The organism is Pseudothioclava alba, from assembly GCF_033100795.1.
GTDB lineage: Bacteria > Pseudomonadota > Alphaproteobacteria > Rhodobacterales > Rhodobacteraceae > Pseudothioclava.
In genome coordinates, this window is the sequence record NZ_JAWLVI010000002.1 from 243,338 (window position 1) to 255,792 (window position 12,455).

Here is a 12,455-nt window from a genome sequence, read left to right on the forward strand (position 1 = left end):
TGATCACTTTTCCGCTTAGCCGTGCGTGGGGGCGCCTTATCGCTCTGGTCTTCTGCCCGCGTTGCTGCGATTCTGTGGTGGCAATCCGTGGGGGAAGGCTATCGTGCGCGTGGTCCGTTCTGTTTATGCTCTGGTGGCACTGGTCGGCCTTGGTGGCCCGCTTGGTGCTGCGACGCTGACGATGGATCTTTCGCAGGTTCCTGACGCTTTGGGTGATGCGCTGCGGGCGGCGTCACTGACGCAGGGGGCGGTGGCGAATGCGGCCTCGACCCCGCAGGACATTCTGGCAGCGACGCAGGCGGATTACGGGCGGCTTTTGGCGGCGCTTTATGATGCGGGCTACTATTCGGGGCAGATTTCCATCCGGATCGACGGGCGCGAGGCGGCGGGTATCCAGCCCCTTGATGCACCTGCGGCAATCGGTGCTGTGACGATCCGCGTGAGTGCGGGGCGCGAGTTCCGCTTTGGCGAGGCGCTTGTCGCGCCTCTGGCTGATGATACGACTGTTACACCGGCGTTTCGCGCTGGCGAGGTTGCACAGCTTGGCGCGATCAAGCAGGCGGCGCGCGATGGAGTCGATGGTTGGCGCGCCAAGGGCTACGCGAAGGCGAAGGTCACAGACCAGTCGATCACCGCCGATCATGCTTTGGCGGTGCTGGACGCGCGGATCTTGCTTGATCAGGGGCCGCGGCTGCGTTTCGGGCAGCTTTCGATGCGGGGTTACAAGCGGATGCGCCCCGAGCGGCTGGCCGAGATTGCGGGCTATCCGACCGGCAAATGGTTCTCGCCCGAGCGCCTGAACGAAGTGCGCGCGAGGCTGCGTCGCTCGGGGGTGTTTTCGTCCGTATCAGTCACTGAATCAGAGACTATTTCAGCGCAAAACACGCTTGATGCTACGTTGTCCGTCGCCGAGGCTCCCCTGCGCCGGATCGGTTACGGGGGCGAATTGTCCAGCCTTGACGGGCTGAACCTGTCAGGATTCTGGCTCCACCGGAATATGTGGGGCGGGGGCGAAAGGCTCCGGTTTGATGCAAGTGTCTCCGGTATTGGCGTTGGCAACAGTGGTCCCGACTTCAGCCTTGGTTCGCGGCTCGAACGCCCCGCGACCTTCACGCCGGATACTTCTGCCGTGCTTGAGGCCGAAATCTACAAAACCGGCGAGGATGACTATGACGCACGCGGCTATCGGCTGGGGTTCGGGCTTGAGCATGTGTTCAACCCGCGCTTGACGGGTGGAGCCTCGGTTGAATACGCGCGCTCGACGGTCGACGACACCTCGGGCGAGACGCTTTATAGCAACCTCGCGCTACCCATCACCGCGACGTGGGATAATCGTGACAATGCGCTGGACGCCCACAAGGGGTATTATGGGAATCTGGTTCTGACTCCGTTTGTGGGCTTTGGAGCGACCGGAACGGGTGGCCAGATCAAGGGTGATTTCCGGGCCTATAGGGCGGTTGGGGATCGTTTTGTGTTGGCTGGACGGCTGCAATTTGGCACTGTTTTAGGCTCTGATCTGGCTCAAACGCCCCGCGATTACCTGTTCTATTCGGGCGGGGGCGGCTCTGTTCGTGGCCAGCCGTATCACGCGTTGGATGTCACGCTTCTGGACGGCGGCACGGTCGCGACCGGTGGCACGCAATACCTTGGTTTCTCGACCGAGTTGCGGGGCAGGATAACGGATACCATCGGAATGGTGGCATTTTACGATGCGGGCTTCGTTGGCGCCGATTATGGCGGAGCGACCGAGGAAAACTGGCACGCAGGCGCAGGCCTGGGGCTGCGCTATATGACGGGCATCGGCCCGCTGCGGCTTGATGTGGCGGGGCCGGTTGGCGGTGATACGGGGGGCGGAGTGCAGCTTTACCTCGGAATCGGGCAGGCATTCTGATGTTGAAGAAGCTACTCATCGCCGCCGCTGCTCTCTGGCCCTTGGCCGCGTTGGCCCAGGATGAGGCGGCAGAGGTCAGCGCGCGGGACCGATCCTATCTGACCGCGCTGATCGAGGATAATCTGTCTTCGTCTGAACGAAGTGTTGTGCTTGAAGGGTTCGAGGGAGCGCTTTCGTCAAAGGCGACGTTCAAAACCCTGACCATTTCTGACGGCCAAGGCATCTGGCTGACGATCCACGATGGCGCATTGCAATGGCAGCGGTCGGCATTGCTAAGCGGTGAGATCAAGGTCGAGGAGCTTTCGGCCAAAGAGATATTACTGGACCGTATGCCCGCCTCAGCCAGGAAAACACCCGCTGCTGCGGCGCAGCCGTTTGCGCTTCCAGAGTTGCCGGTCTCTGTTGAAATAGGCTCTGTTTCTGCGGAAAAGATCGTTCTGGGTGCGCCGGTTCTGGGGCAGAAACTTGCGGCTAAGCTGTCAGGCTCGCTCCGGCTGGGCGGCGGTGAAGGCTCTGCGAAGCTGGATTTTGACCGGACTGATGGAAAGCGCGGCAAGATTGCCCTGCAAGGCGGGTTTTCAAACGCGAACCGTCAACTTTCTCTGGACCTGTTGTTCGACGAAGGTGCGGACGGTGTTGCGGCGTCGGCGTTGAATATCCATGATCGCCCCGCGCTTACACTGGCATTGGCGGGTGAAGGTCCGCTGGAGCAATTCTCAGCGGATATTTCGCTGGCAACCGACGGTGTGAAGCGCCTTTCGGGAAGTATATCCTTTGCAGGCACCAGTGGGGTAGAGGCGCAGTTGTCGGGGAATGTCGCGCCGATGCTTGCAAGTGAATTTCGTCCGTTTTTCGGTGAAATAGTCTCTGTTTCACTTGCCGGCGCGCGCGATGAAAACGGTATGATCGACCTTTCCGGTCTGTCCGTGCAAACCGCTGCTATGTCCGTCACGGGGGCTGCTCGAATTGCTCCGGGCGGGTTACCCGAAACGGCGGAGTTGCAGGTCAAGCTGGGGCTTGAAACCGGTGCAGCGGTTGTCTTGCCTGTCTCAGGTGGCACGACCCGTCTGAGCGGTGCCGATCTGTCGCTGCGCTATGATCGTGCGCGCAGCGATGGCTGGGTGCTGTCGGGTTTTGCCACGCAGCTTGCCACGCGAACGCTTCAGGTCGGGGATATGCAGATCGCGGGGTCAGGGCGGATCAGGCCAGCGGCGATTGGCGGGACGCTCCGGTTTGCGGCGAATGATGTGACATCGGATGATGCGGCGCTATCCGAAGCTCTTGGTGCTGCGCTGATCGGCAAGGCGTTGTTTTCGTGGCAGGCTGGCGCGCCTTTGCGCCTGTCGAATGTCGATGTGTTGGGGGCAGATCTGCGTTTGCATGCCAACGCGCAGCTCGACGATCTGGCGGCGGGGATTCAGGGGCGCGGGCGGATCGAGGCCGAGCATCGGGATTTGGCGCGTCTCTCGGGCGTGATGAACCGGCCCTTGTCCGGCGCGGTGAGCGGTGATTTGGCGGGCGATTTCAACCTTTTTAGCGGTGCTTTTGACGGGACGGGGCGTGTGAGCGGGCGGGATGTTTCGGTCGCCCAGCCTGATCTGGATGCGCTGCTTCGGGGCGCGTCCGCGGTTCGGGTTCAGGCGTCGCGCGATGGGGTGGGGCTGCATCTGAAGTCGTTTGAATTGCGGGCCGATACCGCCCGCGCAAGCGTGCAAGGTATGATGAATGCAGAGGGCATGACCGGAACTTTGCACGCGGAGCTGGACGATCTGAAGCGTCTTGGCCGTGGTCTGCGCGGGTCGATTTCTGCCGATATGCAGGTCGCAATAGACGGTGGCGCACAGACAGCGGCAATAGCTGCGAAGGGGCGCGATCTGGGCGCTGCGCAGCCCGAGCTGAACCGGCTTCTGGCGGGAGATGCGATGCTGGCGATCAAGCTGCGAGAGCAAAACGGGCGTGTCCGACTTGACGATCTTTCGCTGGAATCGAGGCAGTTTAGTGCCGTTGCGAAGGGTATTCTTGAGGCCGAGAGCAGCCATCTCGATCTGAGTGCCACGCTAGCCGATACCTCTGTTCTGGCCCCCGGGTTTCCCGGTGCCACAAAGGTCGGCGGACGGATTGTTGATACCGGCGGGGGCTATCAACTGGATCTGACGGGGCAAGGGCCGGGGGGCACGCAGGCCGGGATTAAAGGCGGCATAGACTACGCTCTGCAATCGGCGGATATTGCGATTACGGGTGTGACCGAGGCGGCGATTGCGAATGCTTTTATCGCGCCGCGCTCGTTGAACGGGCCGATCCGCTTTGATCTGCGGCTGAAGGGCAAGCCCGCCGTCTCGGCGCTGTCGGGGCGCGTTTCAATGGATGGCGCGCGGTTTGTCGCGCCGAAGCTGGGAGTCGTGCTGAAGCAGCTGGATGTGGACGCGCAGCTTGCCAATGCGCGTGCTGATCTGGTGGCAAAGGGGCAGCTTGAGGCGGGGGGAACGATCACCCTGAAAGGGCCGATCGCGCTGTCAAAGCCGTTTGACAGCGCGCTGGAAATTGCCTTTGACCGCGCCCGCCTGCGCGACCCGGAACTTTACGACACACGGGTTTCGGGCGCGATTTCGGTAAATGGACCCTTGGCCAGTTCTGCGCGGGTGTCGGGCCAGTTGACGCTGGCCGAGACTGAGGTGCAAATCCCTTCGGGCGGGTTGGGTGGCGTGTCCGATATTCCGCTGATCGTCCATAAATCCGAACCGGCCCCCGTGCATGAAACCCGCCGTCGCGCGGGCTTGCTGGAGGTTGCGGCGGCTTCGGAAAATGGCGGCGCGGCCTATCCTCTGGATGTGCGGATCGCGGCTGAGCGCGGCATCTTTGTGCGCGGTCGCGGGCTGGATGCAGAACTGGGCGGGGCGCTGCGCCTGCGCGGCACCTCTGCCGATGTGCGCCCCGATGGCGAATTCGCGCTGGTGCGGGGGCGGCTGGATATTCTGGGCAAGCGTTTTACGCTGGATAAGGGTCGAATTGCGTTGCAAGGCGCGCTGATCCCGTGGATCGAGTTCTTCGCCACGACCCAGCAAAGCGAGTTCGCCACGACCATCGGCATCGAGGGGCGCGCAGACGAGCCGAAGATCACCCTGACCTCGGTTCCAGAGCTGCCCGAAGAAGAGGTTCTCGCGCGGCTTTTGTTCAATCGCGGTGTGACCACACTGTCGCCCTTGCAGGCGGCGCAGCTTGCCTCGGCGATCTCGACTTTGGCGGGCAAGGGGGGCACGGGGTTGCTGGATAACCTACGCGAAAGCACGGGGCTGGACGATCTGGACATCAGCACCGACGAAACAGGCGCGGCGACGGTGAAGGCGGGCAAATATCTAAGCGACAACCTTTACACCGATGTTGCCATCGACAGCGCGGGCAAGTCCGAGATCAACCTGAACCTTGATATAACGCCTAACCTGACAGCGCGCGGATCGCTTGGGTCGGATGGCAATAGCGGTGTGGGTGTTTTCTTTGAAAAGGACTACTGACCGGAGCGACGGCTGGCGATCTCGGCATTCAGGGCTGCGCCGAATAAAACCGAAAACGCGCTGATATAGAGCCACATCAGCAGCGCTATGACCGCCCCGATAGAGCCGTAAACGCGGTTATATCCGGCGAAATTCGCCAGATAATAGGTTAGCCCCAGCGAGGCGATGCTCCAGACAACGGTTGCTATTACCGAGCCGACCGAGAGCAACGGATCTCGCGCATGTGCCGCATTCGGTCCATAACGATAGAGAATGCCAAGCGCGCTCAGCACCAAAAGTAACATCCCGATCCACGGTGTCCCCGATAACAACTGACTGGCGACGGTGTGGAACGGCAGCAGGCTGAGCATGATTGGCGCGACAACAACCGTGGCCAGCGCGACCAGCATCACGCCAACCAGCGCAATCGTCAGCCCGTAGCCAAAGACAAAGCTCCATAGCGTCGCGCGCGGACGGGTGCCGTGGATCACGTTCAGCCCCAGAACCAGCGCCCCCACGCCTGCACGCGCGGACAGCAGCGTAACCGCAACCGACAGCAAGGTGCCAAGCCCGACCCCCCCGCGCGGTCCTTGCAACAGCGCCATGATCTGCTCTTCCAGAATTCCGTAGGCGGCGGGCGGGATGAAGTCATCCGCAACCGTCAGGTAATTCTGGATCACCGCTGGATCGGCGAATGTGCTCCAGATCGCGATCGTTGCCGACAGTCCCGGAAAGATCGCGAGCATTGCATAAAAGGCGACACCGGCGGAAATCAGGCTGATGTTCGCCCGAAGCAGTCTGTCCAGAAGGCTGTGTGAGAACCGGACCATCGAACCCGCCGTGCCTATCGGCCGAAACCGGATCGCCGCATCTGCGGCAAGACTGCCCGGGGGAGGGTTTGCGCGCCCCTGACGCGAGAGGTGCATTCTTCGCAGATCGTCCGCATAGGCTTTGCCTCGTTAATACACCCGGACAGTAGCCCGCGGCGGGCTTCGATGCCATCGCGTTTTGGCGGAGAAGATTTGCTCTGAAAAAACGAAACATCCTGATCGCGGCTGACAATCCCTTGGAAAGTAGGGATCGGCTTTCTAAGGTCGTGCCGTGGGGTTCTGGCGGTGTGCGACTGCGATCTGCGGAACCGGTTTGGTGACGCGGTTTGGGAGGTTGGGGATCATGGCGCCGAAATTTGGAACCTCCGGTCTGCGTGGCCTTGCGGATAATCTGACCAGCGATCTTGTCGCGCGCTATACACGGGCTTTCCTGAAGGTCTGCGGCTCGGGGACGGGGGTGTATGTTGCTCGCGATTTGCGCGACAGCTCGCGCCGGATTTCGGAAGCGGTGATCTTGGCGGCGCGCGGCGCGGGGGTGGATGTGACCGACTGCGGCGAGGTTCCGACGCCAGCGCTGGCTTTGGCTGCGATGGGTGCGGGTGCTGCCTCGATCATGGTGACGGGAAGCCATATTCCCGCAGACCGCAACGGTTTGAAGTTCTATCGCCCGGACGGTGAGATCTCCAAAGCGGATGAGGCCGCAATTCTGGCGGCGCTCGAATGTCCTGCGGCGGCGGTCGCTAAGGGCGCGGTCGCCGAACGCCACGATGTCGGGGCGCAATGGGTGGCGCGAAATCTGCGTGCCTTCGGGGCAGAGGCGCTGGCGGGGTTGCGCGTGGGGATCTGGAGCCATTCAGCCGTCAGCCGCGATCTGCTGATCGAGGCGATCGCAAGCTTGGGTGCGCGTGTGACCGAGATCGGTCGCTCCGACATATTTATCCCCGTCGATACCGAAGCGGTGCCGCAATCCGTGCTGGATATGGTGTCGGTTGCGGCGCAGCGCGAAGGGCTGGACGCGGTTGTGTCAACGGATGGAGATGGTGACCGCCCGCTTCTTATGGATGCCAGTGGGCGGCAGGTTGCGGGCGACGTGCTAGGGCAGATCACCGCGCGGAGTGTCGGGGCGGCAAATGTGGTGACCCCGGTCAATTCGAATTCCGGCGTTGATAGCTGCGGTGCATTTTCCCGCGTTTTGCGGACGCGGATCGGCTCGCCCTATGTGATTGCCGGAATGGCGGAACTGGGCGGTAAGGTCGTGGGCTACGAGGCCAATGGTGGCTTCCTTCTGGGGTTTGATGCGCAAGGCCCGGTGGGGCCGCTTGCGGCCTTGGCGACGCGTGACAGTCTGTTGCCGATTGTGGCGGTTCTTGCCGAGGCTCGCCGTGCGGGCGGTGTTGCGGCGCTTGTGGCGCAAGAGCCGGGTCGCTTTACTGCTGCCTCCCGTTTGCAGGATGTCCCGCCAGAGGTTGCACGGGCCTTTCTGGCTGGCCTGGAAGGGCGGCTGGATGCTCTGCTTGCAACGTTCGACCGGGCCTGCGTTGCGCTCGACCGGACGGACGGGTTGCGGATGACCTGTGACGATGGGTCAATATTGCACCTGCGGTCCTCGGGGAACGCGCCGGAGTTTCGGATTTATGTCGAAGCCGGCTCAGACACCGAGGCGGCGTCCCTCCTGCAAAGGGCGCAGGCGGTGTTGTCACATAACATGCACGGGCTTCAGATCACTGAGACGCGGTAAAATCAGGCGACTTAGGCTGCGGATTTCCAGGCGTCGTATGCTTCCAGGCGGTGGTATCGGATTGTGAGAGCGGAGCGGCGGTGGGGTGGGACACAAAATTGATTTCGGGTTGCGGAATGCATGGAGACGAAACGCTGCAGTCTGCCCGGAAATCGAAAGCCCTGCATCACCCGTTCTCGTTTTCCGAACGGCAGGTGGCTGTTTTCAGCGCGATTATTAAGCCCCTTGTGAGGCCAATGTTCAAGCCCCGGAGCGACCTTGCGTTTTGCGGCGCCGTAGGATCGCAATTTGCCCGTAATAATCCTTTTGGGAACAAAGCCCCAGCGTTTCATCAGCTTGACCAAAACATGAGCAATAATCTGGGGCGGAAACCGGTAGCGCTTGTAACTGATGTTCTGAATTTGCATCAGCACCACCTATGCCGACTTCACTACACAGCCAATCTTTGGCACGTTAATGTGACAACACCGATAATCTCCCCATTTTAAACGGGGCGCGAGCGTAGAACCTACGCGGCCATTTTCAGTTTCTTGGCGGGGGTGATGCCGCCGATGCCCATGTTGGGACGGTCGTTGTTGTAAGTCCGTCGCCATTGCGTGGCTTGATTCTGTGCCTCCTCGATGCTTTCGCATGATGTATTGGCCCAGCACTCATGGCGAACCGTCTGATTGTAGCGCTCGATATATGCGTTCGCTCCAGGAAAAACTCTAGAGGCGCAACGAGAAGCTTCCGCTGCCTCCCTGGAGGAGCTGTAGGGCAACAGTGCCGTTGTTTGGAATGGACATCTGTGCGACCTGTGATCGAAGCAGAAATGTCTTTACGGCCTTCTCGAGCAACTCTGGATTGGAGAGTTCGGCCAAAGAGTTTACTCCGAGTTTCTGCTTTGTCTTGTCCATGTAGATCGAGACTTGTTGGTCAACATCAAGCGCACCAATGCTTTTGGGCAAACCAAGCGCGCCTTGAAAGAAGAGGCTTAGCGGGGCGGATCCGATAATCTTGAACCACTTGGCGTTTTCGGAGGCAGTTGAATTCGCGATTTCCGGCAGCTCATTCTGCGCATTCATGGCCAGGCGCATCGACTCATCGACATCACCGACCGCGATTTCAAATTGCTTTTGCTCGTATTTCTGAAGAATCTCTTCGGGAAAATCGGACAGGACGGTTCGCGGAACAGAAAAATCTCCGAAGCCAAAGGCGCTCGAAAGCTCTTTGTATCGTTTGTCGGAGAGCTTGTTTGCCAGAGAGCTTGAGTCCAAGGTGCCCTCTTCCAGAATTTTTCTGATAAAAAACTTATTGTTTATATCTTCGTCGAGACCGAAGGCGCCAAGTGCGATAGCCATCAGTCGACGGTCGGATACAAGCTCGTCCGCCGTTTTGATATTCGCGATCTTCTCTCGAAAGTAGGTCTTATTGTGTTGGAACCCAGCAGAGGCAACAAATGCTGCCTGCTGCTGTTCTTTTGTTTTGTTCAGGAACACCCAGCCAGCATATCCTGAAACAGGTATGACTGGGGAATAGCTCATGCTTGGCCTGCTGCTAAAAGCCGCTCTTCGCGAGGCAGAAGTGCGCGAAGGGCTTTGAGAACCTGATAATGTTGGTCGTCGATAACGGCGGCTGTGGCTTCGGCAAGCTTGCTACGACTATCGGCGTCGGTGAAAACCTGGCTCAGTTGTTCAATTCCCCTGAGAAGCTGCATTCGCGCCTCTGTGGCATCGGCATCGCCCGAGAGAACAAGCTGGGCTACATAGCAGACGCGACGAACGGGTGTATTCACCTCTTCAGGGTGGATGGCGTCGCGCAGCCGCAAGATATTTGCATTCGGCGTCATGATAGCCAACCGCGAACGGCGTTCGCCATTTTCAATGACCGCGCCATTGATCAAGACCCGTTCCTTCGGTGCGAGTTTCAGGACCAAGCCGCTCATTCTGCACCGCCCTCTGTCCGAAGGCCACGCATAATGGACGTATTGATGTCGATCAACGCGTCAGCAGTTGCAGTACCGGAAAGAACCTTTCGGCTATGCACTTGCGTAAATTCGTTCAGATAAAACAGTCGGGCGCGAAGCTGCTGGGGTAAGCCATTTTGAGGAAGCGCCACATCAGACGCCAATGCCAACCACATCCGGCGGTTCTCGTAGATAGCTTGGGCCAGAGCCGCGAATGCTGTTCCGTCTCGGCTTTCGGAGGCACGCTTCAGTTTATGCGTGATGCGGGCGAACAGCTCATACTCGGTCCCGCGTAGGGTGCGCGTCGGCTGTTCTGGGTTTGCGTAGGCCTTTATGGCCAAAGACGAGGCGTTCACGGGAAATCCTTCCTGTGCTGATTACGTCGATTCACGGCTTTGCCGCAGAAGATCGGAGGGCGCCTTCAAAACGCCCTCCGGGATTACTATCAGCGGAACAACGACAGGATGTTCTGCGGTTGCTGGTTCGCGATCGAGAGCGCCTGGATGCCAAGCTGCTGCTGGGTCTGAAGCGCCTGAAGGCGAGCCGAGGCCTCCTCCATATCCGCGTCGACAAGCGAACCAATGCCAACCTTCATCGCCGACGACAGCTTCGAGATGAAGTCAGACTGGGTCGAAATGCGCGATTCCACCGAGCCGAAGGCTGCAGTTGCATCTGTCGCTTTGGCAATCAGCGTGTCGATGGAGGCCAGAGCCCCGGCTGCATCGGATTCAACATTGATAGATGCTACCGCACCCAGGCCACCCGAACCCGCATTATGGAACTGCGATACGATCGTCAGATCCTGCGAGGTCGCCCCCGACGACGTAGCCTTGAACGTCAGAGTGGAATCCGACGTTGTGCTGACGCCTGCAGTGAAATCTACCTGAAGACCAGTAATCCCCAGCGAATCGACGGCGGATTTAAGGCCAGCAGCGATCAGATCGGTTCGGGCGGTTCCCGTTTGGGTGGCATCATCAGCCGAAAGTGTGTAGCTGACACTTTGACCGCCAATGTCGATCGAGACTGTGTCACCTTCTGCCCAAGAAACGGCGTCATCAAGCACCAGTTTCACGCCCGTCGTGTCCGTAGTTGCCAGCGTAGTCGCTGCTGAATCTTTGGCCGACGAAACGCCTGCCGAACCGGTAAACGCCGCTTTCGCTGTATAGCTGCCGACAGAAAGGTTCTGCGTCGCAACACTGATGTGCGATGCCTTCACCGCCCCGCTGGAATCGCGGTCAAGCGACGACAAGATCTTGATCGATGAACCCGTCGAGCCATCAAGAAGATTGAGGCCATTGAATTGCGCCGAACCAACGACCGATTTGATTTGCTCTTCAAGCGCATCAATGTCGGTTTGGATTTTGCTGACGTCGACGTTCTGCTCCTGAGCGGAGACGATCTTCTCTTTCATCTGAACCAAAAGGTCCGTCACCGATTCAGAGGCTTGGCGCGCGACCGCAACAGTCGATTCGCCAAGAGCCAGCGAATTTCCGATAGTTTCGAAGCCTTTGACGTCGGATTCCATCACCTTCGAGATAGACCAGACGGCTGCGTTATCGGTTGCCGATGACACGCTTTTACCGGTAGAAATCTCGGCCTGCGTTTTGGCCAGACCGGAGTTGATGCCTTTGAGGGTTTGCAGCGCCACCATTGCGCTGCTGTTCGTCAGAATGCTGGACATGTCATATCCCTGATTATTTGGCGCTTTGCGCCAGGTTTCACTCACCGCACTTGAGCGGCACATTGTGGCGTTCTGACCTGTACGGCCGTGTTTCGTGGCCGTGCCATCCCGGAAGATGCACACTCACCCTTCCAAAGAAGCCCTAACGAATGACTAAGGCCGACCAATTTGGCCGGCCCTTTGAAGAAAAGATTTGATTCAAGGTTTATGCTTTCTTTTCGATGGAATTGCCGCGCGTCGAAATCCGGTTGCTCCGGCCGGTAGTATCGTAGGTGGTAAAGCCTTTGGATGCCTCGACAATCTGCCCGAGGCGGCGCTGTGCGGCCTGCACCCCCTTCATCGCTGCTCCGAGAAGGCGGTGGTTGGTTAGGGCGATTGTTTTCAGCTCGGCAAGCTCTTGGGACGAGAGCCCCCCCAAAGAGCCGATCAGCTTTTCCTTTTTGTTAACGATGCTCTCGAGGTAGTCGAAATTCGCAGTGGAAATTGCCTCGCGTTCCAGCCGGAGGAGGTTTTTGATCTCTTCGAAGTTGCGAATTGGTTTAGTCATTGGATGCACTCCTGCTCAGAGCCTGAAAGATCGTCTCTGCAAGGCCGATGCCGCCTCGATGAGCCATAAGATTTGCCTGCTCCTGCCGAAGAAACGAGGAAAACTGCTCCTCCCCGACGCCCCCACCAAACCCGTCCGGTGTCGCCCCCAGGCCGGTGTGTTTAAGCATCTCGGCCAGAAAGCTCGCCTCAAGCTTGATCGCCGTCTCACGCAGCTTTTCGGTCGTTGCGGATGGCCCTCGTGATGCAGGGATAGTCGGGGTTGGATCGATCATTCTGATTGCTCCAATTGAAACGAATTTCCTTAGTCTTGGCAGATCGGGGTAAAGAAGCGGT

General features: G+C 59.3%; 10 protein-coding genes and 2 pseudogenes. 3 read left to right on the forward strand and 9 right to left on the reverse strand.

Annotated elements, in window-relative coordinates; translation table 11 throughout:
* Positions 1-109: 109 nt before the first annotated feature.
* Both RYZ20_RS07110 and RYZ20_RS07115 read left to right on the forward strand, forming a co-directional pair.
* Positions 110-1,891 (forward strand): autotransporter assembly complex protein TamA, encoded by a 1,782-nt coding sequence (locus RYZ20_RS07110; RefSeq protein ID WP_317671861.1) that lies wholly within the window; start codon positions 110-112, stop codon positions 1,889-1,891.
* Positions 1,891-5,400, forward strand: coding sequence for a translocation/assembly module TamB domain-containing protein (locus RYZ20_RS07115; RefSeq protein ID WP_317671863.1), 3,510 nt, complete (start codon positions 1,891-1,893; stop codon positions 5,398-5,400). Before RYZ20_RS07110 ends, RYZ20_RS07115 begins: the two co-directional genes overlap by 1 nt.
* Here the strand turns inward: RYZ20_RS07115 and RYZ20_RS07120 are convergent.
* Complete coding sequence (locus RYZ20_RS07120) at positions 5,394-6,209, reverse strand: YihY/virulence factor BrkB family protein (protein WP_317671865.1); 816 nt, start codon at positions 6,207-6,209, stop codon at positions 5,394-5,396. The two genes, RYZ20_RS07115 and RYZ20_RS07120, sit on opposite strands and share 7 nt — an antisense overlap.
* 343 nt (positions 6,210-6,552) lie before the next feature.
* Between RYZ20_RS07120 and RYZ20_RS07125 the strand changes: the two genes are divergently transcribed.
* Complete coding sequence (locus RYZ20_RS07125) at positions 6,553-7,947, forward strand: phosphohexomutase domain-containing protein (protein WP_317671867.1); 1,395 nt, start codon at positions 6,553-6,555, stop codon at positions 7,945-7,947.
* A gap of 11 nt (positions 7,948-7,958) precedes the next feature.
* On the opposite strand, the pseudogene RYZ20_RS07130 reads toward RYZ20_RS07125, so the two are convergent.
* From RYZ20_RS07130 to RYZ20_RS07165, 8 genes and pseudogenes are all read right to left on the reverse strand, one after another.
* Positions 7,959-8,294: pseudogene (locus tag RYZ20_RS07130) on the reverse strand (DDE-type integrase/transposase/recombinase); the annotation flags it as partial.
* 161 nt (positions 8,295-8,455) lie between these two features.
* Positions 8,456-8,647: pseudogene (locus RYZ20_RS07135) on the reverse strand (integrase core domain-containing protein); the annotation flags it as partial.
* A 7-nt stretch (positions 8,648-8,654) separates the two neighbouring features.
* The gene (locus tag RYZ20_RS07140) at positions 8,655-9,470 is read right to left on the reverse strand and encodes a DUF1217 domain-containing protein (RefSeq protein ID WP_317671869.1); all 816 of its coding nucleotides are present in this window, start codon (positions 9,468-9,470) and stop codon (positions 8,655-8,657) included.
* The gene (gene flbT / locus RYZ20_RS07145; RefSeq protein WP_317671871.1) at positions 9,467-9,871 is read right to left on the reverse strand and encodes a flagellar biosynthesis repressor FlbT; all 405 of its coding nucleotides are present in this window, start codon (positions 9,869-9,871) and stop codon (positions 9,467-9,469) included. Before flbT ends, RYZ20_RS07140 begins: the two co-directional genes overlap by 4 nt.
* Entirely contained in the window at positions 9,868-10,248 is a 381-nt protein-coding gene (gene flaF, locus RYZ20_RS07150; protein ID WP_317671873.1) for a flagellar biosynthesis regulator FlaF, read from the reverse strand. The genes flbT and flaF overlap by 4 nt, the downstream gene beginning before the upstream one ends.
* A gap of 89 nt (positions 10,249-10,337) precedes the next feature.
* Entirely contained in the window at positions 10,338-11,573 is a 1,236-nt protein-coding gene (locus tag RYZ20_RS07155) for a flagellin N-terminal helical domain-containing protein (RefSeq protein ID WP_317671875.1), read from the reverse strand.
* 205 nt (positions 11,574-11,778) lie between these two features.
* On the reverse strand, positions 11,779-12,120 hold the full coding sequence (locus RYZ20_RS07160; RefSeq protein WP_317671877.1) for a hypothetical protein: 342 nt from the start codon (positions 12,118-12,120) through the stop codon (positions 11,779-11,781).
* Positions 12,113-12,394 carry a rod-binding protein gene (locus RYZ20_RS07165; protein WP_317671879.1) on the reverse strand — a complete coding sequence of 94 codons (282 nt, stop codon included), beginning with the start codon at positions 12,392-12,394 and terminating at the stop codon, positions 12,113-12,115. Before RYZ20_RS07165 ends, RYZ20_RS07160 begins: the two co-directional genes overlap by 8 nt.
* Positions 12,395-12,455: the final 61 nt, after the last annotated feature.

Bases quoted from the DNA above. Each gene is read 5' to 3' on its own strand.
- RYZ20_RS07115 (WP_317671863.1), top strand. From the start codon at position 1,891: ATGTTGAAGAAGCTACTCATCGCCGCCGCTGCTCTCTGGCCCTTGGCC.
- RYZ20_RS07120 (WP_317671865.1), bottom strand. From the start codon at position 6,209: ATGGTCCGGTTCTCACACAGCCTTCTGGACAGACTGCTTCGGGCGAAC.
- RYZ20_RS07125 (WP_317671867.1), top strand. From the start codon at position 6,553: ATGGCGCCGAAATTTGGAACCTCCGGTCTGCGTGGCCTTGCGGATAAT.
- RYZ20_RS07140 (WP_317671869.1), bottom strand. From the start codon at position 9,470: ATGAGCTATTCCCCAGTCATACCTGTTTCAGGATATGCTGGCTGGGTG.
- flbT (WP_317671871.1), bottom strand. From the start codon at position 9,871: ATGAGCGGCTTGGTCCTGAAACTCGCACCGAAGGAACGGGTCTTGATC.
- RYZ20_RS07155 (WP_317671875.1), bottom strand. From the start codon at position 11,573: ATGTCCAGCATTCTGACGAACAGCAGCGCAATGGTGGCGCTGCAAACC.
- RYZ20_RS07160 (WP_317671877.1), bottom strand. From the start codon at position 12,120: ATGACTAAACCAATTCGCAACTTCGAAGAGATCAAAAACCTCCTCCGG.
- RYZ20_RS07165 (WP_317671879.1), bottom strand. From the start codon at position 12,394: ATGATCGATCCAACCCCGACTATCCCTGCATCACGAGGGCCATCCGCA.